This is a genomic window from Amycolatopsis sp. WQ 127309, assembly GCF_023023025.1.
In the GTDB taxonomy this organism is placed as follows: domain Bacteria; phylum Actinomycetota; class Actinomycetes; order Mycobacteriales; family Pseudonocardiaceae; genus Amycolatopsis.
The window spans coordinates 1,118,544-1,142,868 of sequence record NZ_CP095481.1; the positions used below are offsets into that span (position 1 = coordinate 1,118,544).

Genomic DNA, 24,325 nt, shown 5'->3' on the forward strand with positions numbered 1-24,325 from the left:
GGCCCCAGGGTGGGGAACCCGGGCCCCGGCCAGGATCCTTTCCATGACCAGGAACCGGAAAACCACGGCCGTCCTCGCCGTCGCGGCCATCGCGACCGGGACGCTCTTCGCCCCGGCGACCGCCGAAGCGGCCCAGCCCGGCCCCGTCCGCGCGCTGACGCAGGCGGCGTTTCCCCTGCGCACCACCGAACCCGGCCGGGACACCGCCGACCTGCGGGCCCTGGGCGCGATGATCGGCGACGCCCAGGTGACCGGCCTCGGCGAGGCGACCCACGGCTCCCACGAGTTCTTCGCCATGAAGGAGCGGCTCTTCCGCTACCTCGTCGAGCAGAAGGGCTTCACCACCTTCGCCCTCGAAGTGAGCTGGTCCGCGGGCCTGAAGATCGACGAGTTCGTCCAGACCGGCATCGGTGACGCGCACACGGTCGCCAAGGCCACGCTCGCCGGCTCGCCGTGGGACCGCGAGGAGTTCGTTCACCTCATCGAGTGGATGCGCGGCTACAACCGCGCCCACCCCGCCCGGCCCGTCCACTTCCTCGGCGACGACCTCGGCGCCCCGACGCTCGACGACGCGTTCTTCGGCCGGGTGACCGGTTACGTCCAGCGGACCCACCCCGAGTCGCTGGCCCGGCTGAACGAGCTCTACACCGGTCTGCGCCCGATCGACGACGTCTTCGCCTACGTCGCCAAGCCGCTCGCGGAGCGGCAGCGGCTCGCGGCTCAGGCCCAGGCGGCCCTCGAGCTGGTGCAGAGCTTCGGCGACGACGGGGCCGCGCAGAACGCCCGGTCCATCGCCCAGACCACGAAGTTCCTCACGATCGACCTCGCCGACCCGGCCTCGGTGGCGACGTCCCAGCGCTTCCGCGACGAGGTGATGGCGCAGAACGTCGTGTGGTGGCAACGCCACACCGGCGCCAAGATCCTGCTCTCGGCCCACAACGGCCACGTCGGCTACGCCTCCGGTGATCCCGCGCGCTACCCCAAGACGCAGGGCTCGTTCCTGCGCGACACGCTCGGCGCGAACTACGTCGCCACCGGCTTCACCTTCGACCGCGGTTCGTTCCTGTCACAGGACGAGGCCGGGACCTGGCGGAAGTTCACCGTCGGCGCCGCCGGCTCCGGATCGAACGAGGACACCCTCGACCGGGTCCGGTACCAGAACTACTACCTCGACCTCCGGACCGCCCCGGCCGCGGCGCGCGCGTGGCTGGACGTCGCCCGCCCGACGTACGACATCGGGACGGCGTCCCCCGTCGACCCGGCGGACATCGCGCTCGCGCGGTCCTACGACCTGCTCATCCACCTCCACGACGTCCGCGAAGCGGCGATGGCTAGGACTTGAGGTTGTTGCGGGCCAGGAAGTCTTCGGCGATGTCGAGGGGGTTGCGCTTCTCCTCGGTGAACTCGACGTTCAGCTGGGTGAGCTGGTCGGTGGTCAGCGCCGCCGACACCCGGTTCAGCGCCGCGGCTTCCTGCTCCGACAGCGTCCCCTTGGCGATGAGCGGCACGATGTTCTGCGCCGGGAACATGTTCTTGTCGTCGGTGAGCGGCACGAACCCGTTCGCGGCGATCGTCGACGACGTGCTGAACAGGTCCGCGACCTGGACGTCACCGGACTTGAGCGCCGCCACCGTCACCGGGCCGCCGGTGTCGGTGGTCCGGATCTCCTTGAACTCGCAGCCGTAGAGCGTCTTGATCTTGTCCTTCCAGCGGCTGCTCCACTGGCCCGGCCCGCCGAACACCAGCTCGCCGCAGCGCTTTCCCAGGTCGGAGAACGTCTTGACGCCGGAATCCGCCAGCTGCTTGCCGACGACGAGCAGGTCCTTGTCCTCGGCCGGCGCTTGGTCCAGCACCTCGAACCCGGCGGGCACCTTGGCCTTCAGCTGCGTGTAGACGTCTTCCGGCTTCGTGGCCTGGGTGTCCTTGTCGAAGTACCGCAACAGGTTCCCGCTGTAGTCCGGCACGACCGACAGCGACTTGTCCTGCAGCGCCTTGACGACGACCTCGCGGCTGCCGACCGGCGGCCGCACGGTGACGTTCGTGGCCCCGGCGTTCTTCAGCGCCCCGGCGTAGATCTGGGCCAGCAGCAGGCTTTCCCCGACGTCGGACGCGCCGATGATGATGTCGCCGTTCGAGCCGCCCTCACCGCCGCCCGCCAGCGGGTTGCCGCAGCCGGCGACCAGCAGCGCGGCCGCGGCGAGGAGAGCCAGCCGTTTCATGCGGTCACCTTCTTGCCGGTCGCCGCGGCCGTCGCCAGCCGGACGCCCTTGGGCACCAGCGCGCGGTTCAGCAGTGCGAACAGGACGTCGAGCACGATCGCCAGCAGCGTGGTGAGCAGCGCGCCGGCGATCACCTCCGAATAGTCCAAAATGGCCAGTCCGTCGAGCAGGAACCGGCCCAGGCCACCGAGTCCGACGTACGCGGCCACCGCGGCGGTCGCCACGAGCTGCAGCACGGCGTTGCGGATGCCGCCCAGCACCAGCGGCAGCGAGATCGGCACCTCGACCTTCCAGAGCCGCTGCCAGCCGGTCATCCCGACGCCCTCGGCGGCGTCGACGACGCCGTGGTCGGTCGCCTGCAGCCCGGCGTAGGTGCCGGCCAGGATCGGCGGCACGGCCAGCACGACCAGGCCGATGATCGTCGAGGTGACGCTCTCGGTGAAGAGCAGGAACAGGAACGTGACCAGACCCAGCGTCGGCAGCGCGCGGATCGCGTTGCCGACGCTCACCAGCGCGACGCCGCCGCGTCCGGTGTGGCCGACGAACAGCCCCAGCGGGACGGCGATCACGAGCGAGATCACCAGCGCCAGCACCGTGTACCCGAGGTGCTCCAGCAGCCGCTGCGGGATGCCGTCCGGGCCGGACCAGTGGGCCGGGTCGCCGAACCAGTGGAAGAGATCCGTGATCATGCGACGGCCACCCCCGTGTTCCCGGCGCGTTCCCAGGGTGTCAGCAGGTTCCGCAGGCCGACGAGCAGCAGGTCGACGACCAGGGCGAGCACCAGCGTCAGCACGATGCCGACGACGATCGGCGAGAAGTACTCACGCTGGAAGCCGTCGGTGAACAGCACGCCGAGACCGCCGGTGCCGATCAGCGCGCCGACGCTGACCAGGCTGATGTTGCTGACCGACGCCACCCGCACGCCGGCCGCGAGCACCGGGACCGCCAATGGCAGCTCGACGGCGAAGAACTTGCGCACCGGCTTGTAGCCGACGGCGGTGGCCGCGGCGATCACCGACGGCGCCACCGCGTCCAGCGCGTCGAGCACCGGGCGGACCAGCAGCGCGGTGGTGTAGATCGTCAGCGCGACGACGACGTTGATGCTGTCCAGGATCTTCGACCCGATCAGGCCGGGGATGACGACGAACAGCGCGAGCGACGGGATCGTGTAGAGCAGGTTGGCCAGCACCATGAGCACCGAGCGCGCGGGCGCCCAGCGGTGCCCGAGCCAGCCGGCCGCGATCGCCAGCACGATGCCGATGACCAGCGGGAGCAGCGCGAGGTAGATGTGGTCGCCGAGGTCGCCGAGGATCTGCTCGCGGTTGTTGCCGCTGCTCAGGTACGTTCCGAGCTCGTCGAAGAAGCTCATGACGCCTGCGGGGTCGCCTCGATCACGTCGAGCACTTGCCGGGCGAGCACGCCGCCGAGCACGCGGTGGTCGTCGTCGACGACCACGCCGAGGCTGGCGGGCGACGACAGCGCGGCGTCGAGCGCGCCGCGGATCGGGGTGCCGCGGATCCACAGGGAACCACCGGCGACGAGGTCGTCTTCGGACAGCTCGCCGTCCACTGTGGAGTTCGGCGGCAGCCAGCCGCGCGGCTGCTTCTCGGCGTTGACGACCAGGCGCCAGCCGTCGCTCGCCGGCACCGAGGAGCCGATCTCGACCAGCTCGAGGTCCTTGATCTCGACGCCGTCGGCGGAGAGGAACGACAGGCCGCGGTAGCCGCGGTCGCGGCCGACGAACGACGAGACGAAGTCGTCCACCGGGTGGCGCAGGACGTCGGCGGGGGTGCCGTACTGGGCGAGCTTGCCGCCGACCCGCAGCACCGCGACCTTGTCGCCGAGCCGGACGGCTTCGTCGATGTCGTGCGTGACGAACACGATCGTCTTGCCCAGCTGCGACTGCAGCCGCAGCAGCTCGTCCTGCAGGCCTTCGCGCACCACCGGGTCGACCGCGGAGAACGGCTCGTCCATCAGCAGCACCGGCGAGTCCGCGGCGAGCGCGCGGGCGACGCCGACGCGCTGCTGCTGCCCGCCCGAGAGCTGGGCCGGGTACCGCTTGCCGACCTCGACCGGCAGGCCGATGGTCTCGAGCAGCTCGGCCGCCCGCTTGCGCGCCTTCGCCTTGTCCCAGCCCGACAGCAGGGGCACGGTGGCGATGTTGTCCAGGACCGTCCTGTGTGGAAAGAGGCCGGCGTGCTGGATGACGTAGCCGATGCCGCGGCGCAGCAGCGCCGGGTCGCCCTCGGCGACGTCCTTGCCGTCCAGCAGCACCTGGCCGCCGGTGGGCTCGATCATCCGGTTGATCATCCGCAGCGACGTCGTCTTGCCGCAGCCGGACGGGCCGACGAACACGGTGATCGTGCCGTCCTCGACCGTCAGGTTCAGCTTGTCGACGGCGACCGTCCCATCGGGATACTGCTTGGTCACGTCGCGGAATTCGATCGTCACTTGCCCACTCCCCGTGTCAGGTCCGCATCGACCGTAGCCGAGTCGGCGGTGGTTGGCACGCTGTTCCGGCAGGTGGGGACCGGGCGCTTAGGCGGTGTCCTGTGAGTCTGCTCGATGGGCTTCGTGATCCAGGTGGTTCCTGGCGGCGCGGGCGGGGCGCCCTCGTACCGGGGTTGTACTCGGGCGATCCGCCCGTGCCGCCAGGGGCCGCCTGGGCGCGAAGACCGCGAGCTTTGACTCGCAGGACACCGCCTAAGCTCGGAGCCCGTGAAGGCACTCGACGACGTCCTCGCCGCGCACGGCGTCGGCGTCCGCCCGTTGTACCGCGTCATCGACCTGCTGCGCACCGGCGACCACGACCTCGGTGAGCTGGTCCGGCTGAGCACCGCGCCGCGCCGCAGCGTGGAGGACGTCCTCGCGGCGCTGGGCGACGACCTCGACCGCAGCGGCGACCGGCTGCGCCTGTCTCCCGGCGTCGCCGCGTCGTACCTGCAGTACAGCGTCCCCCGCTACGCCGACCCGCTCGACGAAGCCGTGGCCACGCACGAGCTGCTGCCGAAGGTCGCCGAGTGGGTGGCCGAGGTGCCGGCGCCGCTGGCCGCGCTCGACCACGTGCAGGCCACGCCGGAGACGGTGCTGCGCCGCGCGCTGTGGCTGGACGCGCGCTACGACCTGTCGTCCGCGCGCCTGCTGTTCCTCGGTGACCACGACCTGACGTCGCTGGCCGTGCGGGCGGTCTGCCCGGCGGCGGACCTGACCGTCGTCGACCTCGACGAGCGCGTCCTCGCCTACCTGGACGACCGCGGCGCCGGGGACATCAGGACCGCGCACGCGGACCTGCGCGTCGGCCTGCCGCCCGCCGTGGCCGGGCGCGCCGACCTGGTGTTCAGCGACCCGCCGTACACGCCGGAGGGGATGGGCCTGTTCGCCGCGCGCGGGGTGCAGGCGCTGCGGGAGCCGAGCGAGGGGCGGCTGCTGTTCGCCTACGGCTACAGCCCGCGGCACCCGGCGCTGGGCGCGCAGGTGCAGCGCTCGCTGGCCACGCTCGGGCTGACGTTCGAGGCGATCCTGCCGGGCTTCAACAGCTACTTCGGCGCGCAAGCGATCGGCAGCGCGGCGGACCTGTACGTCTGCCAGCCGACGGCGAAGGCCAGGAAAGTCCGCAGCGGCAAGGCGATCTACACGCACGGGCCGCAGTCGGTCGAGGCCGCCGGGACGAAACCGGCACTGCTGGAGAAGCTGAAGGAGATCGCCGTCGCGAGCGGGCTCTCGTTCGAGTCACGCCCGGTGGACTGGTCGATCTCCGGCCCCGAGGGCGACGCGGTCGCGATGGACCTCTCTGCCGACCCCGGCCCGTGGCTGCTGCGCGCGCTGCTGGGCACGAACGCCCGCCGGCTCGCGCTGCTGCTGCCGAACGCGCACCCGGACCTGGCGGACCAGGCGTCCCAGACGGCGCTCGCGGCGCTGGTCGCGGGCAAGTACACCCTGCGGTACCTGCGGAGCACGCCGGACAACCGGCACGCCGTGGTCGTCGCGGACGCGGTGGAGCACCAGAGCGAGGTGCTGACCCGCGCCCACGCCCGCCTGGCGAACGTCTCCTTGGACGTCCCGGCGGACCTCCAGGACCTGCGCCTGGTCGACGTCCCCCGCCACCGCCTCCCCGCCCTGCTCGGCCTCTGAACGCGCCAAAAGCGGCACTTTCACGTGAAAGTGCCGCTTTTGACAGGGACTGTCAGGCCGTGACGCCGTCCGCCTCCGCGGCCTTCGCCACCGCGGCCGCGACCTCGGGGGCCACGCGCGGGTCGAGCGGGCTCGGCACGATGCGGTCCGGGCCCAGGTCGTCCATCGCCACCGAGACGATCGCCTCGGCGGCCGCCAGCTTCATGTTCTCCGTGATCGCCCGGGCGCCGGAGTCCAGCGCGCCGCGGAAGACGCCGGGGAACGCCAGCACGTTGTTGATCTGGTTCGGGAAGTCGCTGCGGCCGGTGGCCACGATCGACGCGTAGCGCGCCGCGGCGTCCGGGTGGACCTCCGGGTCCGGATTGGACAGTGCGAACACGATGCCGCCGCCCGCCATCCGGCCCAGCAGCGTCTCGTCGATCGTCGCGCCGGACAGGCCGAGGAAGACGTCGGCGCCTTCGAGGGCGTCGGCGAGCGAACCACGGAGACCGGCCTTGTTCGTCGTCGAGGCCAGCTGCTCCTTGACCGGGTTCAGGCCGTCGCGGCCGGTGTGGATGATGCCGCGCGAGTCGAGCACGGTGACGTCCCCGATGCCCGCCTCCTGCAGGATCCGCGCGCAGGCCACCCCGGCCGCGCCGGCGCCGGAGATGACCACGCGCTGGTCGGCGATCGCCCGGTCCAGCACCAGGTTCGCGCCGCGCAACGCGGCCAGCGTGACGATCGCCGTGCCGTGCTGGTCGTCGTGCATGACCGGGCAGTCGAGCGCTTCCTTGAGCTTGTCCTCCAGCTCGAAGCAGCGCGGCGCGGAGACGTCCTCGAGGTTGACCGCGCCGTACGACGGGCGCAGCCGGACCAGGGTTTCGACGATTTCGTCGACGTCGGTGGTGTCCAGCACCAGCGGGATCGAGTCGAGGCCGCCGAAGGTCTTGAAGAGCACGGACTTGCCCTCCATGACCGGCAGGGACGCGCTGGCGCCGATGTCGCCGAGGCCGAGCACCGCGGTCCCGTCGCTCACCACCACGACCAGCCGGTCCGCCCACGTGTACCGCTTGGCCTTGGCGGCGTCCTCCGCGATCGCGCGGCTCACCTTCGCCACACCGGGGGTGTAGGCGATCGAAAGGTCACGCGGGCTGGAAATCGGGCGGGTGGCCGCCACCGAGAGCTTGCCGCCCTCGTGCCCGGTGAAGATCTCTTCGTCGGTGACCGGCGCAACAGTGCCGGTGGGGTCGTTCATGGGGTTTCCTGTCGTCGTTTCCGGCTTTCCCTCAGTAGGAATGACGGAACTCGCGGTTCGAACGTGGGTCACTCGGATTCTCCTGGGCCTGCGAGCGGGGGGACCAGGGCAGCAGGCGAAGGCACACCCACTACCTGGGCTTCTCCTCCGGCACGGCAGCCCAGCGCGGTAGCGCCGGCCTGTCGGCGAAGCGTCTCGTCGGCCATCGGTGCCGTGGGTGTGGCGATGGCCGCGGACGCGGCGGTCCCCTCATTGTGACAGGACCCTTGCCGCCGGTGACCCCTCGGTGCGGTTGACGTCACACATTCCCGGCTTTCCCCAATTACCAAGACGTCCGTCCGGTTTTCTTGGCGCCCGATAAGGTGACGCCATGCAATTCCGCCGGCTGAGCGTCCCGGACGCCTTCGAGTTCACCCCCCGGGCGTTCCCCGACGACCGGGGCCTGTTCACCGCCCCCTTCCAGGAAGACGCCTTCCGCGCCGCCGTCGGCCACCGGCTGCGGCTCGGCCAGTCCAACCACAGCGTGTCCAAGCGCGGCTCGATCCGCGGTGTCCACTTCGCCGAGACCCCGCCCGGCCAGGCGAAGTACGTCTACTGCGCCCGCGGCTCGCTGCTCGACGTCGTCGTCGACGTGCGCGTCGGCTCGCCGACCTTCGGGAAGTGGGACGCCATCCGGCTCGACGCCGGCAAGTTCAACGCCGCGTACCTCGCCGAGGGCCTCGGGCACGGCTTCATCGCGCTCGAGGACGACACCGCGATGGCCTACCTCTGCTCCGAGCCGTACAACCCGACGGGTGAACACGGGATCAACCCGCTCGACCCGGCGCTGGACCTGCCGTGGCCGTCGGACATCACGCACATCCTGTCCGACAAGGACCGCGCCGCCCCGACGCTGGCCGAGGCCGCGGAACAGGGCCTGCTCCCGGCGTACGACGACTGCGTCGCCTACTACGACAAGCTGCGCTCGGCCCACTGACCGCCGCCCGGACCGGGTCCGGCGGTCCCCTTGCACATTTAGTATGCGCGCATATAGTCTGCTCGCATGGCACTTTACGAGTACGAGCACACCGAGACGTCCACCGCCCCCGCCGCCGCGATCTGGCCGCTCTGGGCGGACACCGCCCGCTGGCCGGAGTGGGACACCGCCGTCCGGTCGGTGGCCCTCGACGGCCCGTTCGCCGTCGGCAGCGGCGGCACGATGACGATGGACGGCCTGCCGCCCATCCCGTTCACCCTGACCGAGGTCACCGACGGCCGGAGCTTCACCGACGAGACGCGGCTGCCGGACGCGCTGCTGCGGTTCGAGCACGTCCTGACCGACATCGACGGCGGCACGGCGATCACCTACCGCGTCACCATCGACGGGCCTGACGAGCTGGGCCCGCAGGTCACCGAGGACACCCCGGACGCGATGCGCGCGCTGACGCGGCTGGCCGAGGCTTCCGGGGGTCCGGGTGGCGGCGCCCCCGGCCCACGCGTCACGGCATCCTCGCGGGCATGACCGCCCCGGAGTCCCGCCTGCCCGGCCCCGAGCGCAGCCCCGGCTTCCTGCTGTGGCGCGTGACGCTGGCCTGGCAGCGGGCGATGCGGGCCGCGCTGGCCCCGCACGACCTCACGCACGTCCAGTTCGTGCTGCTGACCACCACGTGGTGGCTCACCCGCTCGGGTGAGCCACCGACCCAGCGACAGCTGGCCGAGCAGGCCGGCACCGACACGATGATGACCAGCCAGGTCGTCCGCAAGCTCGCCGAGCGGGGGCTCATGGAGCGTGCGGACGACCCGGCCGACGCCCGCGCGAAGCGGCTCCGGATCACCGCGCCGGGCCTCGAACTGGTCGCGAAGGCACTGAAGGACGTCGAGGCCGCCGACGCGTCGTTCTTCGACGGCGTCGACAGTGATTTCACCGACTCACTGGCAAAACTCAGCCCGTGAGGACGCACTCGATCGAGCGAAATTTCGGGACATCCCCTGGGGGCGATCCCGGATGTCCTCCTCGGCCGTCCTCGCCAGGCTGGCTCCCATGAAACTTCTCGCACTGGCCGCGACCGGGGTCGCCGTGGCCGCACTGGGGTCTGCTCTCGCGTTCGCCTCGCCGGCACGCGCCGACGAGCTGCCGACGTTCGACTTCACCGAATGCCCGGCCCCGCCCGCGACCGCCGACCCCGGCACGTGGCGCTGTGAAGCCTTTGTCTCCCAGGGAAAACTGACCATCGACGGCTACGAGATCCCGCTCGGGGAGGTGCGGCTGACGTTCAGCGAAGGCCGGATCGACGGCCAGTACGCCCAGGCGTTCGGCGCGCTGCGGCACGCTCCGGCCCGCGTCCCCGGCCTGCCCGGCACGACGATCCAGCTGCGCTACGGCGGTTTCTCGGACTTCCAGAGCAACGACGAGCGCCGCGGCGAGCTGGACATCTACGCGGTGCTGCGGAACCCGTTGCTGGGCAACGACTGCAGCATCGGCACCGCGGCGAAGCCGTTGCACACGGTCGTCCACGACGACCCGGCGGTCCCGCCCAAGGTGATTTCCCAGAACCCGGTGACGGCCTACCGCGGTGTCATCGACCCGGACCTGGCGCTGCCGGCCACGCAAGGCTGCGGCCCGCTCGGCAAGCTCGTCGACCGGCGCCTCGGCCTCCCGTCGCCGTCCGGCGAGAACACGTTCGAGCAGACGTCGTACGTGCAGTACAAGCCGCTCTGAGCCCGGCCGCTACGAGCTTCTCGGGGTCACCCAGATGGTGATCGTCCCGGTGACCACCGGCTTGCCACGCGCGTCGGAAATGGTCACCGGGACCGGGAGCTCGAAGCCCTCGTCACCGAACTCCGGCAGCTCGGGCAGCGACGCCACCGCGCGCAGGCCCGTCTCGGCCTTCGCGACGTACCGGACGTCCATACCCTTCGGCAGCCAGCGGTGCGTCGCGGGGATGGTCGCCTCCGCGAGCATGCCCATCGCGATCTCGGCGAGGTTGCAGGCCGCGATGGCGTGGAACGTGCGGATGTGGTTGTGAACACCCCACCACTTCGGGGCGCTCACCTCGCAGTGCCCCGGACGCAGCTCGCGCACCGAAGGCAGCACCGTGCCGAAGTAGGGCACGCGCAGGCACATCGCGGCGCTGAACAGCTGCTTCCCGCCGGGTTTGGCGGCCAGCTTGTGCCACAGCGCGAACGTCGGCGTCTCGGCCATGCGTCTCCCTTGCTTGCCTACTGGCCAGTAGCTAAGCAGGCGCCCGGCCGGGCCGCAACCGGCCGCCTATAGTCGGCGCGTGGCAAATCGGCTGTTCCTCCTCCGCCACGGCCAGACCGAATGGTCGGTCGACGGGCGGCACACCGGACGCACGGACATCCCGCTGACCCCGGCGGGCGAAGGCCAAGCCCTCGCGGCCGGCGGCACGCTCCGGAGCCTGCTCGGCGGGCCGTCGCTGGTGCTGTCGAGCCCGCGCAAGCGCGCGCTGCGCACGGCCGCGCTGGCCGGCCTGCGCGTCGACGAGGTCACCGAGGACCTCTCCGAGTGGGACTACGGCGACTACGAGGGCATCACGACGCCCCAGATCCGCGAGACCGTGCCGGGCTGGACGGTGTGGACGCACCCGGTCCTCGGCGGCGAGAGCGCGGACGAGGTCAGCGCCCGCGCGGACAAGGTGCTCGAGCGCGCCCGCCGTGACACCGAGGCCGGCGACGTGATCCTGGTCGGGCACGGGCACTTCAGCCGGGTGCTGGTGGCCCGCTGGATCGGCCTGCCCGCGACGTCCGGCGTCCACTTCGGACTGGACGCGGCCGGCATCGCGGTGCTCGGCGACGAGCGCGGCGAACCCCAGATCGAACACCTCAACCTGCCCCCCTCGCTGGAGGACTGACGTGCCCGACGACCGCATCCGCCGCATCCGGCCCGACGACGTCGAGGCCGCCGTCGGGCTGGTCTACGCCCTCGCGGAGTACGAACGCGCTCCGGACGAGTGCCACCTGACGACGGACCAGCTGCACACGGCGCTGTTCGGCGAGTCGGCGAAGCTGTTCGGGCACGTGGCCGAAGCGGACGGCGAGATCGTCGGCTTCGCGCTCTGGTTCCTGAACTTCTCCACCTGGCGCGGCGTGCACGGCATCTACCTGGAGGACCTGTTCGTCCTCCCGGACCACCGCGGCTCGGGCCTGGGCAAAGCGCTCCTGGCGACGCTCGCGGCGGAGTGCGTCACCAACGGCTACGGCCGGCTGGAGTGGTCGGTCCTCGACTGGAACCCGGCGACGGAGTTCTACAAGGCCTTGGGCGCGGTCCCGATGGACGAGTGGACAGTAGACCGCCTGGCCGACGAACCGCTGAAAGCCCTGGCCGCCCAGGCCTGACTCGCGTGATCAGCCCCGGATCCCACGTGATTGAGGCCAGAACTCGCGTGATCCAAGCCGGATCCAGCGTGATCCAAGCCGTAACTCGCGAGTCACGGCCCCAATCACGCGAGTCACGGCCCCAATCACGCGAGTCACGGCCCCAACCACGCGAGTCACGGCCCCAACCACGTGAGTCACGGCCCCAACCACGTGAGTCACGGCCCCAACCACGTGAGTCACGGCCCCAGTCACGTGAGTTGCGGGGTCAGTCCTCGTCCTGGCCTTCGCGCTCCGCGCGTCGGCCGGCCAAGCCGCCGCGTTCGGCGGCCTCCGTCTCGGACTCGCCCTCGCGCAGGCCCAGAGCCCACTCGCGGGACGGGCGGCGGAACAGCAGCACCAGCGTGACGATGCCGAACAGCGCGATCGGGACGCCCCACGCCGGCTCGCCCGACGGGCCCAGCAGGTACCAGCCCAGGCCGACCACGATCAGCGCGATCACCACGCCCGGCGAGCGCGCCCACGTCTGGCCGAGGACCAGCCCGGCGGACGCGGCCAGGAACGCCAGCGCCACCACGATGAACGTGCCGGCCTCGACGTAGACGTTGTTGCCCGGCCGCGCCGGCGTGCCCAGGCCGTTCACCAGCACGATCACCCCGAACACCAGCAGGGCCAGCGACGGCACCCCGGTGACCACGCCGGCCAGCCGGACCTCACGGGGAGCGGGCGAAAGCTTCACAGCGGGGACCTTCCGGGAGTGCTGGCCGAGTGCTTTGCGGGAGCACAGCGGACTCGACCAGGGCGAGTAACCGTGCGTGAGCTGATTGGATCGTATGCCACCCGGACGGCCGTTTTCGCGGGACCGCCCGGGCGTCGAAAATCCAGGTGTCGTCGATGAGCGGGCGGTCGGCCCGGGTGCACTTGTCACGACGAGCGGACACTCGTCACGCGAAGGAGGGCCGCCCGGCACAGGGTCACAGGTGCTGTTCGGAGCGTTGCCGGACCGGTGCTTCCGGTCACCTTGCGCCGCCGAGAGGTTCTCGGGGGCGGCAGGCGTCACCTACCCTGCGGTGGTGCGCGCAATCCTCGTCGTGAACCCCCAGGCCACCTCGACCACCGCCGGTGGCCGGGACGTCCTGGCCCACGCGCTCGCCAGCCAGGTCAAGCTCGACGTCGTCGAGACGGACTACCGCGGCCACGCGATGGCCGTCGCGCGCTCGGCCGCACGGGACGGCATCGACCTGGTCGTGGCCCACGGCGGCGACGGCACGGTGAACGAGGTCGTCAACGGCCTGCTGGCCGACGCCGACGGCGATCCGTCGCAAATCGGGCGCGTGCCCGCGCTGGGTGTCGTGCCCGGCGGCTCGGCCAACGTGTTCGCGCGCGCCCTCGGCATCTCGGCCGATCCCGTCGAGGCGACCCACCAGCTGCTCAACGCGCTGGAGAACGACCGCTCACGCCGGGTCGGGCTCGGCCTGGCCGACGGGCACTGGTTCACCTTCAACGCCGGCCTCGGCTGGGACGCCGACGTCGTCGGCCGCGTCGCGAAGCGCCGGGGCAAGCAGACGACGGCCGGGCTCTACTTGCGGGCCGCCGTCCGCTCCTACTTCCGGCCGCCGCTGGGCCGTCCGGCCCTGACGATCCGCGTCCCGGGTGAGGAACCCGCCGAAGCGCTGACCGCTTTCGTGTCGAACACCGATCCGTGGAGCTACCTGGGCGAGCGTCCGATCCACCTCAACCCGGGTTGCTCGTTCGAGACGGGATTGGGTCTGTTCGCGTTGAACGGTCTGGGGTTGCCCACGGTGTTCAAGCATGTACGGCGTGCTTTGGCTACGAAGAGCAACCAAAAGGGCAAACGTCTCGTGCGTCACGACGACCTGCCGATGATCCGCATCGACGCTGCTGAACCGGTAAACTTCCAGGTGGACGGCGACCTCGTCGGCCAGAGGGCCCGGGTCGAGTTCTTCAGCGTCCCGGATGCACTCACAGTAATCGTGTGACGACGGGACAGCTGATCGCCTGCGGCAAAGTGCAATCTGCCGTTCGTCGACGCAGAAGCTCCACTCACCGCATCAGCCTTCCCTTCGAGCGGCCGTGTCGGAGAGAAACCGCAGGTCAGACGTGTCGCTCGGCCGGGTGAGCTGACTCACCGATCTTCAAGAAACACTTGTCCAACGCGGTGCTTCGTGAAAGCATTCACAAGCACCCAAAAAGACGACCGCCATTGACGACTGTGGCGCGGCCCTCCCGCGTCATATGAAGGAGCTCACGAACATGGACTGGCGCCACGACGCGGCCTGCCGAGACGAGGACCCCGAGCTGTTCTTCCCGGTGGGAACCAGCGGTCCTGCTCTGTCGCAGGTTAGTCAGGCCAAGGCCGTGTGCCACCGTTGCACCGTCGCCTCCGACTGCTTGGCCTGGGCTCTGGCCAGCGGCCAGGACGCCGGCGTGTGGGGCGGCATGAGCGAGGACGAGCGACGCGCAGTCAAGCGCCGCCGCACGCACATCGGCACGCGTACCAACGCCTGACTCTTCATCTGGCTACATCGCACAAGCTACACCCGAGCCACCAGGGAAATTCACCCGGGCTGACACTGTCGTGTCCAGGCCTTCTGTGGTGATACCTACCCGGCTCCAGCTTAACAAGTGGGGTGAAACCACCCGGCAACGGGTGCGGTGAAACCTCACCAGGACTTCAAGTCCTCCCGCGAGACGCTGAACGGCCCGGCACCTGCACCCAGGTGCCGGGCCGTCATCGTGTCGTCCCCCCAATCACGTGAGTTACGCCTTCAATCACGCGAGATCCGCACCCGATCACGCCAGAAACGCCCAGAATCACGCCGTTGACGGGAAATGCCCGGTGTTGATCATCGCGAAACCCACCCGATCGAGCGGCAAGGTCAATTCAAGCGATTGATTCAAAGCGGCTGATTCACCAGGCGTGATTCAGAGCCGGCGGGAAAGCGGGATCCGCAACGCGGCTTCCGTCCCGGTCACCCGGGTCGCCGCCTCCTCCGTGCGCACCTTCCGCAGCGACAGCGAGCCGCGCAGCTCCGACTCCACCAGGGTGCGGACGATCTGCAGGCCCAGGCCATCGGACCGCTCCAGCGAGAAGCCCGCGGGCAGACCGCGGCCGTTGTCGCGGATGACGACGTCCAGCCAGCGCGCCGAGCGTTCTACGATCAGCTCGACCTTGCCCGACCGGCCGGCCGGGAAGGCGTGCTCGATCGCGTTCTGCACCAGCTCGGCCAGCACCATCACCAGCGGCGTCGCGATCTCCGCGACCACCACGCCGAACGAGCCCTTGCGCGACAGCCCGACCTGCGACTCCGCCGTCGCGACCTCGCCGACCATCGGCAGCACGTTGTCGAGCAGCTTGTCGAGGTCGACGCGCTCGTCGACCGAGATGGACAGCGCCTCGTGCACCAGCGCGATCGACGTCACCCGGCGCACCGACTCGGCCAGCGCGAGCCGCGCCTCCTCCGACGACGTCCGCCGGGACTGCAAGCGCAGCAGCGCCGCCACCGTCTGCAGGTTGTTCTTCACCCGGTGGTGGATCTCGCGGATCGTCGCGTCCTTCGACAGCAACGCGCGGTCACGCCGTTTCACCTCGGTGACGTCGCGGACGAGCACCAGCGCGCCCGCCGCCTGCCCGGCCGGGCGCAGCGGCAGCGCGCGGAACAGCACCACGGCGCCGCGCCGCGAATCGGCCTCGGTGCGGCTCGATGGCTTCCCGTCGAGGGCTTCGATGATCCGGTGCGACACCTCGGTCGCGTCGAACGGATCGCGGATCAGCGACCGCGTCAACGGCGCAAGGCGCGTGCCGACCAGGTCGGACTCGTGCCCCATCCGGTGGTAGGCGGACAGGCCGTTCGGGCTGGCGAACACGACCGTGCCGCTCGAGTCGAGGCGGATCAGCCCGTCGCCCACCCGCGGCGACGTGTGCGTGTCGGTCGCGTTGGTGCCGCTCGGCGGGAAGGTGCCGTCGACGATCATCTGGCACAGGTCGCCGGCGCTGCCCAGGTAGGCGATCTCCAGCGGTGAGGGCACCCGCGGCGCGGCCAGGTTCGTCTCGCGGCTCAGCACGGCGACGACGGTGCCGGCGAACGTCACCGGGATCGCCTCCCGCCGCATCGGCAGGTCGCGGTACCAGTGCGGGTCCTCTTCGCGGCAGATCCGCACGTCACGCATGGCCTTCGCCAGCTGCGGGTGCTCCTGGACCGTGAACCGCGTGCCGACGACGTCCTCGGGGTGCGCGGTCGGCGCCGTCGTCGGGCGCGCGTGCGCGACGCACACGAAGTCGCCGCCGTCGGGCTGCAGTTCCTCGCTGACCGGGACCCAGAGCAGGAAGTCCGCGAAGGACAGGTCGGCCAGCAGCTGCCATTCGGCGACGACGGTCTGGAGGTGGTCCGCGGCCTCACCGGGGAGGCCGGTGTTGTCGGCGAGCAGTTCGGCGAGCGTCGACACGGTTACTCGACCGTCCCGAGGACAACGCCCTGCTGGACGCGGTCACCCTTCGCCACGACGAGGCTGGTCAGCGTGCCCGCCTTTTCGCTCACGGCCGGCAGCTCCATCTTCATCGACTCCAGGATCAGCACGGTGTCACCCGCGTTCAGCGATGCGCCCGGCTCCGCGACGACCTGGAGCACGGTGCCGACCATCTCGGCCCTGATCTCGGCCATCGACACCCCTCCTCGCGCGGCACCCGGACCAGCCCCATCCAACCAGAACGGGACGTCATGACACACTTGAGTGGTTGCCCCCAGCCCGGCAGGCGCCAGCGCCGCGGCCGTGGCCACTTTTGACGACGAGGAGTAAACATGTCGAAGCGCGCCCGCAAGCGTCGCAGCCGGAAGAAGAACAGCGCGAACCACGGCGGTAAGCCCAACTCCTGAACCGGCGTCGACACCGCAAAGGCCCCCGCACTCCTGCGCGGGGGCCTTCGTCGTGCTCGGGCGCTGTTTACTCGGAGCGCTGCTCGATGCTGATCTCGGTGCGCTCGACCGTCACGCCGCCGCGCGTGGCGACGGTCTGGCGGATCGACGCGCGCAGCCGGCTCTTGAGCTCGGCGGGGGCGTGGTCGCCACCGCACTTGCGGGCCAGCAGCTGCTTGATGTGCTCGTCGATGCCGTACTCCTCGAGGCACGGCGGGCAGTCCTCGATGTGGTGCCGCAGCGCGGCGTCACGTTCGGCGCTGCACTCCCGGTCGAGGAGCAGGTAGATGTCGGCGAGCGCCTCTTCGCAGCGGACCTTGTCGGACGCGCCCTCGCACATGTCGTTCATCGCCCGGCCACCTCTTCCTTGGCGCCTTCCTTGGTGCCGCGGATGAACCCGCGCTCGCGCGCGACGTCGGCGAGCAGGTCACGCAGCTGGGCGCGCCCGCGGTGCAGGCGGGACATCACGGTGCCGATGGGCGTTTCCATGATCTCGGCGATCTCCTTGTAGGCGAAGCCCTCGACGTCGGCCAGGTAGACGGCCAGCCGGAACTCCTCGGGCAGCTTCTGCAGGGCGGCCTTGACGTCGGTGTCGGGGAGATTGTCCATCGCCTCGACCTCGGCCGACCGCAGCCCGCTCGAGGTGTGGGCCTCGGCCTTGGCGATCTGCCAGTCCGTGATCTCCTCGGTGGGCTGCTGCACCGGCTGCCGCTGCCGCTTGCGGTAGCCGTTGATGTAGGTGTTGGTCAGGATGCGGTACATCCAGGCCTTGAGGTTCGTGCCGGCCTTGAAGGACGCGAAGGCGGCGTACGCCTTCAGGTAGGTCTCCTGGACCAGGTCCTCGGCGTCGGCGGGGTTGCGGGTCATCCGCATCGCGGCCGAGTACAGCTGGTCGAGCAGGGGCATGGCGTCCCGTTCGAAGCGCTCGGCGCGCTCGGCTTCGGTCGCTTCTTCCGGCGCTGAACTCTGCGTGCTCGGCAAACCGTTCCCTTCCCGCTCGGCGTCGATGCGCGTGTACGCATACGGCGACGTCGAGTTTACGCGGGGGCCGGGCACGCCGCGGGTCGCCGGTGCCTCAGGGCGGCGGCTGCTGCGAGAGCGTGTGGTGGCGAGGGTTGTGGTCACGTCCGGTACAACCGATCGGACTACCCGGGCATTCCCTAGACTTCCGTGCCATGGCTGGCAAGGGCACCCCGGCGACCGCGCTCCTGACGAAGCAGAAGGTGGCGCACACGCTGCACGCGTACGACCACGACCCGCGCGCCGAGTCGTACGGCCTGGAGGCGGTGGAGGCCCTCTGCCTGGACCGGGCCCGGGTGTTCAAGACCCTGGTGGCGGAGGTCGACGGCAAGCTGACGGTGGGCGTGGTCCCGGTCACCGGCCAGCTGGACCTGAAGGGCCTGGCGGCCGCGGCGGGCGGCAAGAAGGCGAAGATGGCCGACCCGGCGGCGGCCCAGCGGGCCACTGGTTACGTGCTGGGCGGGATCTCGCCGTTGGGGCACCGAAGCCGGCTGCCGGTGGTGATCGACGCTTCGGCGGAGAAGTTCGAGACGGTGTTCTGCTCGGCCGGCCGGCGAGGGCTGGAAGTGGAGCTGGCACCCGGGGAGCTGATCCGGCTGACCGGCGCGGTGGTGGCCCCGATCGCGGCCTGACCTGCTACGGCAGCAACAGCCAGATCGCCCGGATCACGAGCTGGTACTCGCGCACGGCCGCCTGGGAGAACATCCGGATGTGCTGGGTGAGCTGCTTGGCCGGCTCATCAGGGTCGGTGAACGTGGTGAGCGCGACGGCCCGGTACTCGGCGGCCGAACCGAAGGCGGCCGGGTCGCCGCGACCGCCAGCAGCGCGCCGTCGACGGCCAAGGCAGCTCCCGCCTTCGTACCGGCCGTCCGGATCCACTCGCTCACGATCTGCAGAGTGCGCCGAAGTTCGTCGTGCGGGTTACCACTCATGCCCGGAACCATCGAAGTCGTCCTCGGGAAGGTTTCAGGCCAGCGGGCGCAGCACCCGCGACAGCCACTCCGTCGCCGCCCGGGAGACCTTCTCCAGGTCCTTGCCCAGGCTGTGGTCGCCGTCCACCAGGACCAGCTCCTGGTGCGGCCCCGGCTTCGGGCGGCCGAACGGGTCGCGCTCGCCCTGGATCACCAGAGTCGGGACCTCCACCGCGTCGAACTCCGGCTGGCGGGTCTTCTCCGGCTTGCCCGGCGGGTGCTCGGGGAACGCCAGGCACAGCACCGCCACGGCCTGGCCCGCCGACGCCGTCCGGCAGGCCACCCGGGCTCCCGACGACCGGCCGCCGAAGACGAACGGGAGGCCGTCGAAGCGCTCCGACAGCTCGTCGGCGATCGTCAGCCACGCCGCGTCCAGCTGGTTCGCCGGGGCCGGCGCGCGGCGGCCCGCCACCTTGTACGGCTGCTCGACCAGCGCCACGTGCACCCCGGCCGCCGTCGCCGCGCGCGTCACCGCCACCAGGTCCTTCGCGCCGATGCCGCCGCCCGCGCCGTGGCCCAGCATCAGGACCGCCACGCCTTCCTCGGCGCAGTGCAGGTAGACCCGGGCCGGGCCGTGCGCGGTCTCGATCGGCAGGGCCGTCATGACTTCGGCGCGTCGAAGAGGGCGGCTTCGTGCTGCGGGTCGACGCGGTCGAGCAGCTCGGGTCCGTTGTTGCGGACGTTGTTGACCAGGCTCGACACCGGCCGCAGCTCCAGCGACGCGACGATGTCGTCGGGCGTGGGCACCAGCAGGTCGGTGACGTCGTCGCGGTCCGGGTCCAGCCAGCCGTCCCAGTGGGTCTGGGGCACGATCAGCGGCATCCGGTGGTGGACGTCGGTGAGCTGCCCGGCGGCGTCGGTCGTGATGATCGAGAACGTGATCAGCGGCGCCGCGTTGTCGTCGTCCTTCGGGTGCCAGCTCTCCCAGATCCCGCCGAACGTGAGCGACGCGTCGCTCGGGCCGGTCATGTAGAACGGCTCCTTCTCCTTGCCGGTGCGGCGCCACTCGAACCAGCCATCGGCGGGCACCAGGCAGCGGCGGGACACCAGCGCGCGGCGGAACGCCGGCTTCTCGGCGGCCGTCTCCGCGCGCGTGTTGATCATCCGCGAGCCGACGGACGGGTCCTTGGCCCAGAACGGCACCAGACCCCACTTCATCAGCCGCAGCGAGCGCTCGGCGGGCTCGTCCTCGAGGACCTGGCCCTCGTCGTCACGCGGGTGCCGCTGCACGACGGTGACGACGTTCTTCGTCGGCGCCACGTTGTGGTCGGTCCGCGCCCGCCCTTCGGTGAGGTCGATCGCCTCGAACTCCTCGATCAGCTTCGCCGGGTCCTTCGTGGCGGCGTAACGGCCGCACATGGCCGACCTCCCTCGTGCTTCGAGCGTCCGGGACGCCATCGTTACACGCAGGCCAGGGCCCTGGCGAGCGGCATGGGATCATTCGGGGCACCGGTGCACAGGAAGGCGGACGGTTTGGCGAGCAACGACTGGAGCAAGCTGGACGAGTCCGACGTCCGAGTCCGCCCCGGCAAGGGCACCCGCCCCCGCAGCAAGCGCCGTCCCGAGCACGCCGACGCCGTCTCCGCGATGGTCATCGGCAAGGACCGCGGCCGCTGGACCTGCGCGATCGACGCCGACCCCGGCCGGGTGATCACCACGATGCGCGCCCGGGAGATGGGCCGCACGCCGGTGGTGGTCGGCGACCGGGTCGGGGTGGTCGGCGACGTCTCCGGCAAGCCCGACACCCTCGCGCGCATCATCCGCGTCGACGCGCGCAGCAGCTCCCTGCTGCGCACAGCCGACGACACCGACCCGTTCGAGCGGCTGGTCGTGGCCAACGCCGAACGGCTGCTGATTGTCACCGCGCTCGCCGACCCGCCGCCGCGCAGCGGGTTCATCGACCGCTGCATCGTCGCCTGCTACGCGGGCGGCGTCGAGCCGGTGCTGTGCCTGACGAAGGCCGACCTCGCCAGCCCGGACGAGCTCCTCGCGAGCTACGCGGGCCTCGACATCCCGGCGATCGTCTCCCGGCACGACGAAACGCCCGAAGGCCTCGCCGAGATGCTCAAGGACCACGTGACGGCGCTGGTCGGGCACTCCGGCGTCGGCAAGTCCACCCTGGTCAACCGCCTGGTGCCGGACGCCGACCTGGCCGTCGGCGTGGTGAGCGGGGTCGGCAAGGGGCGGCACACGTCCGTCGCCGCGGTGGCGCTCCCGCTGCCGGACGGCGGCTGGGTGATCGACACCCCGGGCGTCCGCTCGTTCGGGCTGGCCCACGTGACCGCGGACGACATCGTCGACGCCTTCGAGGAGTTCGCCGCGGCCGCCGAGGAGTGCCCGTCGGGCTGCGGCCACCTCGGGCCGCCGGAGGACCCGGACTGCGCGCTCGACGACGTCGTCACCGACGGCCAGGCGGGGGCCGACCGGCTCGCGTCCCTGCGACGCCTGCTGGCCTCGCGCGGCGGCCTCGATGTGACCCGCCCCACGGAATCCTGAGACAACCGGGAACCGGCTCCGCACCGTCATCGTCACATCGGTAACCAATCACCCGATCAGGCGATATGCCGAGCGGAAGATCCAACTCCTGAGGGGATTTCGATGCGCAAGACCACCCTGGTCGCCGCGGGCGCCGCGCTGGTGCTCACGCTGACGGCGTGCAGCGGCAACTCCGGCACCGCCGAGCCGGCCGCCGCGGGCAGCAACCAGTCCCAGGCCGACGGCGGCAGCGGCCTCGCGTCGCCGTTCACCGACGCCATCCAGCTCGCTTCGGCGTCCAAGCAGGGCACCGAGAAGTCGAAGTCCGCGAAGTTCACCATGGAGAGCTCGGTCGGCGGCCAGTCGATGACCGCCTCGGGTGCGATGAGCTTCGACGGCGCGAACACCAAGATGTCGATGACGTCCAACGCCGCCGGTCAGCAGAGCGAGATCCGGATCGTCGACGGCGCGTTCTACATCAAGATGCCCGCCGAGCAGGCCAAGCAGCTCGGTGCGGGCAAGGAGTGGATCAAGTTCGCGCCGGGCGGCGACGACCCGTTCTCGCAGATGCTGGGCAGCAGCTCGCAGTCCGCTGAGCAGAGCGACCCGAGCAAGATCCTCGACCAGGTCTCGAAGACCGGCCGGATCGTCTCGTCGGACCAGACCGAGCTGAACGGCCAGAAGGTCAACCACTACGTCGTCGAGATGGACGTCGCCAAGTCCATCGACGAGTTCACGAAGTCCATGCCGGAGGCGAGCCGCGCGAAGGTCGCGGAGTCGCTCAAGGGCAAGGACGTCAAGATCCCGGCCGAGTTCTGGCTGGACAAGGACAACCTGCCGGTGCAGGTCACGATGGACCAGGGCCCGCTGATGCAGGCCATGGGCGTGCCCAGCGCGGACGGCTCGAAGTTCACGATGAAGTACACCGACTGGGGCACCCAGGTCGACGTCGCGGCCCCGCCCGCGGACCAGGTGGCCGACCTCGGCGAGCTGCTCAAGGGCGGCCGCTGACCAGCGACCGTGGGTGACCAGCGGCTCCCCCGAACGGGTTCGGGGGAGCCGCTGTGTTTTGGTTGGCGCATGCGCAAAGCCGCAGTCGTGCTGCTGCTCGCCCTGCTCGCCGGCGCGTGCGACAGCTCGGCTTCACCGCCACCCACGTTCACCGACGCCCGCGCGCTGGCCGACGCCGCGACGGCGGCCACCACGAGCGGCGGGTCGGCGAAGTTCGCCACGGACGTCGCCGTCGGCTCGGTCCGGTCGAAGGGCCAGGGCCAGGCGCGGTTCGGCGCCGGCGGGACGTCCCAGGTGATGACGACCGACTTCATCGGCGAGCCGATGGAGCTGCGGCTGGTGGCCGGGAAGCTGTACGCGAAGGTGCCGGAGGGCTCGCGCGACCAGGTCGGCACGGCCAAGCCGTGGGTCGTGGTCGCGCCGGACGGCACCGACCCGTTCTCCCAGGTGCTCGGCGGCAGCCTCGGGCAGCTGGCGGCCCAGAACGACCCGGCGCACACGCTGGGCGAAGTCGCGGCGGCGGGCACGATCGTCTCGGCCGAGCGCAGCGATCTCGGCGGGGTGGCCGCGGAGCACTACCGCGTCGACCTCGACCTGGCGAAGCTCGGCGCGGACCTGCCCGCGGGTCTGGCCGCGGACGAGGTGGCGCAGCTGGGCGGCAAGTTCCCGGTCGAGCTGTGGCTGGACGACACCCACCGGCCGCTGCAGATCGTGCTGGACCTGTCGCCGATCCTGGCGGGCCAGGGTGGTTCCCCCGGCTCCAGCGCGAAGATCACGACCCGCTACACGGAGTGGGGCGGCCCGGGCGACGTCCAGGCACCGCCGCCGGACCAGGTGGGGACGCTCACACCGTAGTCACGTTCCCGCCGACCGCCTCGTCCAGGCGGGGACGAAGGGAGTCAGGACATGCGGGTGATGGTGATCGGGGCGACGGGCGTACTGGGCGTCCCGGCGGTGGCGCGGCTGCTGGAGGCCGGCCACGAGGTGAGCGGGCTGGCCCGCGGCGCGGATCGCGTGCCGGCGGTCGAAGAGACGGGCGCAAAGCCGGTGCTGGGCGACCTGTTCGACGAGACGTCACTGGCCACGGCGTTGCGGGGCCACGACGCGGTCCTGAACCTCGCGACGCGCATCCCGAGCCCACGCGAGATGACCCGGAAGGCGGCTTGGGCGGAGAACGACCACGTCCGGCTGGCGGGCAGCGCGACGTTGGCGGCGGCGGTGCGGCAGGTGGACGAGCTGCGGACCGTGGTCCAGGAGGGCATTTCGTTCGTCTACGCGGACGGCGGCGACCACGAACTGGACGAAGAGGCGCCCATATCGCCACGGGGCGTGACGGCGTCTTCGGTGCGGGCGCACGGAAACGTGGCGGCGTTGGAGGCTTCGGGCCGGACGGTGATCAGGCTGCGTATCGCGAACCTGGTGGGGGCGGGCGCGCTGCTGTCGCCGCTCGTCCTGGGCTCCCGAAAGGACTGGACGACGGCGATCCACCCGACCGACGCGGCGGCGGGCGCGGTGGCTTCGCTGGGGGCGCCTTCGGGGATCTACAACGTCGGGGCGACGCCGGTGCCGAAGGAGCGCCTGGGCCGGGTCATGGCCGACGCGGCGGGGGTCCGGAGGGCCCGGACGGTGCCGAAGTGGCTGGCATCGCGACTGTCGCTGGCGGAACCGATGGCCCGGTCGCAGCGGGTGGTCTCACGGAAGCTGGCGGACGCGACGGGCTGGCGGTGCGAGCTGCCGGAGCCGGGCCCGGAGTGGTTCGAGCCGCGCTGAGGTTCGGGACGCGCTGACGATCGAGCCGCGCTGAGGGGTTCGGGCCCGGGCCGGCGAAGACCGGCCCCCACCCGATCCCTGGGGGGCGTGCCCAGGTCCAGTCTATCGGCCCACCCTGACGGAAACCCCAGATCAGCGACTTGGCGCGGAAGTTGTCCACATGCACACAAGCCTGTGGACAACTCCTGCTGCGCAGGTCGAGCCGGATAACTCGGGCCGCGTCGGTCGTCGCCGGACAGCTCAAGC

General features: G+C 71.0%; 30 protein-coding genes. 16 read left to right on the forward strand and 14 right to left on the reverse strand.

The window, feature by feature from the left end; genetic code table 11:
* The first annotated feature begins 43 nt into the window (after nt 1-43).
* On the forward strand, nt 44-1,342 hold the full coding sequence (locus MUY22_RS04650) for an erythromycin esterase family protein (protein WP_247057409.1): 1,299 nt from the start codon (nt 44-46) through the stop codon (nt 1,340-1,342).
* Here the strand turns inward: MUY22_RS04650 and MUY22_RS04655 are convergent.
* The 4 genes from MUY22_RS04655 to MUY22_RS04670 are packed head-to-tail and all read right to left on the reverse strand — an operon-like array spanning nt 1,332 to nt 4,670.
* Nucleotides 1,332-2,219, reverse strand: a complete 888-nt coding sequence (locus MUY22_RS04655; protein ID WP_247057411.1) for an ABC transporter substrate-binding protein — start codon at nt 2,217-2,219, stop codon at nt 1,332-1,334. The genes MUY22_RS04650 and MUY22_RS04655 overlap by 11 nt on opposite strands.
* Nucleotides 2,216-2,908 (reverse strand): ABC transporter permease, encoded by a 693-nt coding sequence (locus MUY22_RS04660; protein ID WP_247057413.1) that lies wholly within the window; start codon nt 2,906-2,908, stop codon nt 2,216-2,218. The genes MUY22_RS04655 and MUY22_RS04660 overlap by 4 nt, the downstream gene beginning before the upstream one ends.
* Nucleotides 2,905-3,588 (reverse strand): ABC transporter permease, encoded by a 684-nt coding sequence (locus MUY22_RS04665; RefSeq protein ID WP_247057415.1) that lies wholly within the window; start codon nt 3,586-3,588, stop codon nt 2,905-2,907. Before MUY22_RS04665 ends, MUY22_RS04660 begins: the two co-directional genes overlap by 4 nt.
* Nucleotides 3,585-4,670: an ABC transporter ATP-binding protein gene (locus MUY22_RS04670; RefSeq protein WP_247057417.1), complete on the reverse strand. Its 1,086-nt coding sequence runs from the start codon at nt 4,668-4,670 to the stop codon at nt 3,585-3,587. Before MUY22_RS04670 ends, MUY22_RS04665 begins: the two co-directional genes overlap by 4 nt.
* 267 nt (nt 4,671-4,937) lie before the next feature.
* Here MUY22_RS04670 and MUY22_RS04675 point away from each other — a divergent pair, with 267 nt between their 5' ends.
* A complete protein-coding gene (locus tag MUY22_RS04675; RefSeq protein ID WP_247057419.1) occupies nt 4,938-6,350 on the forward strand; it encodes a bis-aminopropyl spermidine synthase family protein in 1,413 nt (470 codons plus the stop codon).
* A gap of 52 nt (nt 6,351-6,402) precedes the next feature.
* Here the strand turns inward: MUY22_RS04675 and MUY22_RS04680 are convergent, their stop codons facing one another.
* Complete coding sequence (locus MUY22_RS04680) at nt 6,403-7,584, reverse strand: NADP-dependent malic enzyme (protein ID WP_247057421.1); 1,182 nt, start codon at nt 7,582-7,584, stop codon at nt 6,403-6,405.
* 370 nt (nt 7,585-7,954) lie between these two features.
* Between MUY22_RS04680 and MUY22_RS04685 the strand changes: the two genes are divergently transcribed.
* The 4 genes from MUY22_RS04685 to MUY22_RS04700 all read left to right on the forward strand — a co-directional run bounded on the left by MUY22_RS04685 (nt 7,955) and on the right by MUY22_RS04700 (nt 10,282).
* The gene (locus MUY22_RS04685) at nt 7,955-8,560 is read left to right on the forward strand and encodes a dTDP-4-dehydrorhamnose 3,5-epimerase family protein (RefSeq protein WP_247057423.1); all 606 of its coding nucleotides are present in this window, start codon (nt 7,955-7,957) and stop codon (nt 8,558-8,560) included.
* A gap of 66 nt (nt 8,561-8,626) precedes the next feature.
* Entirely contained in the window at nt 8,627-9,085 is a 459-nt protein-coding gene (locus tag MUY22_RS04690) for an SRPBCC family protein (RefSeq protein ID WP_247057426.1), read from the forward strand.
* A complete protein-coding gene (locus tag MUY22_RS04695; RefSeq protein WP_247057428.1) occupies nt 9,082-9,516 on the forward strand; it encodes a MarR family winged helix-turn-helix transcriptional regulator in 435 nt (144 codons plus the stop codon). The genes MUY22_RS04690 and MUY22_RS04695 overlap by 4 nt, the downstream gene beginning before the upstream one ends.
* Nucleotides 9,517-9,604: 88 nt before the next feature.
* On the forward strand, nt 9,605-10,282 hold the full coding sequence (locus MUY22_RS04700) for a hypothetical protein (RefSeq protein WP_247057430.1): 678 nt from the start codon (nt 9,605-9,607) through the stop codon (nt 10,280-10,282).
* A 9-nt stretch (nt 10,283-10,291) separates the two neighbouring features.
* Here the strand turns inward: MUY22_RS04700 and MUY22_RS04705 are convergent, their stop codons facing one another.
* Nucleotides 10,292-10,765, reverse strand: coding sequence for a hotdog fold domain-containing protein (locus MUY22_RS04705; protein WP_247057432.1), 474 nt, complete (start codon nt 10,763-10,765; stop codon nt 10,292-10,294).
* Between the two features lie 79 nt (nt 10,766-10,844).
* Between MUY22_RS04705 and MUY22_RS04710 the strand changes: the two genes are divergently transcribed.
* Together MUY22_RS04710 and MUY22_RS04715 are read left to right on the forward strand one after the other, a co-directional pair.
* A complete protein-coding gene (locus tag MUY22_RS04710; protein ID WP_247057434.1) occupies nt 10,845-11,435 on the forward strand; it encodes an acid phosphatase in 591 nt (196 codons plus the stop codon).
* 1 nt (nt 11,436) lies between these two features.
* Nucleotides 11,437-11,919 carry a GNAT family N-acetyltransferase gene (locus MUY22_RS04715; protein ID WP_247057436.1) on the forward strand — a complete coding sequence of 161 codons (483 nt, stop codon included), beginning with the start codon at nt 11,437-11,439 and terminating at the stop codon, nt 11,917-11,919.
* Between the two features lie 247 nt (nt 11,920-12,166).
* On the opposite strand, the gene MUY22_RS04720 is transcribed toward MUY22_RS04715, so the two are convergent.
* Nucleotides 12,167-12,637, reverse strand: coding sequence for a hypothetical protein (locus MUY22_RS04720; RefSeq protein ID WP_247057439.1), 471 nt, complete (start codon nt 12,635-12,637; stop codon nt 12,167-12,169).
* A gap of 334 nt (nt 12,638-12,971) precedes the next feature.
* On the opposite strand from MUY22_RS04720, the gene MUY22_RS04725 reads away from it, so the two are divergent.
* The gene (locus MUY22_RS04725) at nt 12,972-13,898 is read left to right on the forward strand and encodes a diacylglycerol kinase family protein (RefSeq protein WP_247057441.1); all 927 of its coding nucleotides are present in this window, start codon (nt 12,972-12,974) and stop codon (nt 13,896-13,898) included.
* 274 nt (nt 13,899-14,172) lie between these two features.
* Nucleotides 14,173-14,427 carry a WhiB family transcriptional regulator gene (locus MUY22_RS04730; RefSeq protein ID WP_247057443.1) on the forward strand — a complete coding sequence of 85 codons (255 nt, stop codon included), beginning with the start codon at nt 14,173-14,175 and terminating at the stop codon, nt 14,425-14,427.
* Between the two features lie 417 nt (nt 14,428-14,844).
* Here the strand turns inward: MUY22_RS04730 and MUY22_RS04735 are convergent, their stop codons facing one another.
* Entirely contained in the window at nt 14,845-16,365 is a 1,521-nt protein-coding gene (locus MUY22_RS04735; RefSeq protein ID WP_247057445.1) for a sensor histidine kinase, read from the reverse strand.
* 2 nt (nt 16,366-16,367) lie between these two features.
* Entirely contained in the window at nt 16,368-16,580 is a 213-nt protein-coding gene (locus MUY22_RS04740) for a biotin/lipoyl-binding carrier protein (protein WP_247057447.1), read from the reverse strand.
* A 138-nt stretch (nt 16,581-16,718) separates the two neighbouring features.
* On the opposite strand from MUY22_RS04740, the gene MUY22_RS49695 reads away from it, so the two are divergent.
* Nucleotides 16,719-16,793, forward strand: a complete 75-nt coding sequence (locus tag MUY22_RS49695; protein WP_371827656.1) for a 50S ribosomal protein bL37 — start codon at nt 16,719-16,721, stop codon at nt 16,791-16,793.
* Between the two features lie 67 nt (nt 16,794-16,860).
* Here MUY22_RS49695 and rsrA read toward each other — a convergent pair whose 3' ends face one another.
* The gene (gene rsrA, locus MUY22_RS04745) at nt 16,861-17,181 is read right to left on the reverse strand and encodes a mycothiol system anti-sigma-R factor (protein ID WP_247057449.1); all 321 of its coding nucleotides are present in this window, start codon (nt 17,179-17,181) and stop codon (nt 16,861-16,863) included.
* Entirely contained in the window at nt 17,178-17,813 is a 636-nt protein-coding gene (locus MUY22_RS04750) for a sigma-70 family RNA polymerase sigma factor (RefSeq protein WP_247057451.1), read from the reverse strand. The genes rsrA and MUY22_RS04750 overlap by 4 nt, the downstream gene beginning before the upstream one ends.
* A gap of 194 nt (nt 17,814-18,007) precedes the next feature.
* Between MUY22_RS04750 and ybaK the strand changes: the two genes are divergently transcribed.
* Nucleotides 18,008-18,484 carry a Cys-tRNA(Pro) deacylase gene (gene ybaK, locus MUY22_RS04755; protein WP_247057453.1) on the forward strand — a complete coding sequence of 159 codons (477 nt, stop codon included), beginning with the start codon at nt 18,008-18,010 and terminating at the stop codon, nt 18,482-18,484.
* A gap of 4 nt (nt 18,485-18,488) precedes the next feature.
* Here ybaK and MUY22_RS04760 read toward each other — a convergent pair whose 3' ends face one another.
* From MUY22_RS04760 to MUY22_RS04770, 3 genes are all read right to left on the reverse strand, one after another.
* Nucleotides 18,489-18,731, reverse strand: a complete 243-nt coding sequence (locus tag MUY22_RS04760; RefSeq protein WP_247057455.1) for a hypothetical protein — start codon at nt 18,729-18,731, stop codon at nt 18,489-18,491.
* 87 nt (nt 18,732-18,818) lie between these two features.
* Complete coding sequence (locus MUY22_RS04765) at nt 18,819-19,427, reverse strand: alpha/beta family hydrolase (RefSeq protein ID WP_247057457.1); 609 nt, start codon at nt 19,425-19,427, stop codon at nt 18,819-18,821.
* Nucleotides 19,424-20,182, reverse strand: coding sequence for an SOS response-associated peptidase (locus tag MUY22_RS04770; RefSeq protein WP_247057459.1), 759 nt, complete (start codon nt 20,180-20,182; stop codon nt 19,424-19,426). The genes MUY22_RS04765 and MUY22_RS04770 overlap by 4 nt, the downstream gene beginning before the upstream one ends.
* A 114-nt stretch (nt 20,183-20,296) precedes the next feature.
* Here MUY22_RS04770 and rsgA point away from each other — a divergent pair, with 114 nt between their 5' ends.
* From rsgA to MUY22_RS04790, 4 genes are all read left to right on the forward strand, one after another.
* Nucleotides 20,297-21,319, forward strand: coding sequence for a ribosome small subunit-dependent GTPase A (gene rsgA, locus MUY22_RS04775; RefSeq protein ID WP_247057460.1), 1,023 nt, complete (start codon nt 20,297-20,299; stop codon nt 21,317-21,319).
* Nucleotides 21,320-21,421: 102 nt separating this feature from the next.
* Nucleotides 21,422-22,309, forward strand: coding sequence for a hypothetical protein (locus MUY22_RS04780; RefSeq protein ID WP_247057462.1), 888 nt, complete (start codon nt 21,422-21,424; stop codon nt 22,307-22,309).
* 69 nt (nt 22,310-22,378) lie between these two features.
* Nucleotides 22,379-23,164 (forward strand): hypothetical protein, encoded by a 786-nt coding sequence (locus MUY22_RS04785; protein ID WP_247057464.1) that lies wholly within the window; start codon nt 22,379-22,381, stop codon nt 23,162-23,164.
* Between the two features lie 51 nt (nt 23,165-23,215).
* Nucleotides 23,216-24,079, forward strand: a complete 864-nt coding sequence (locus tag MUY22_RS04790; RefSeq protein WP_247057466.1) for an NAD(P)-dependent oxidoreductase — start codon at nt 23,216-23,218, stop codon at nt 24,077-24,079.
* Nucleotides 24,080-24,325: the final 246 nt, after the last annotated feature.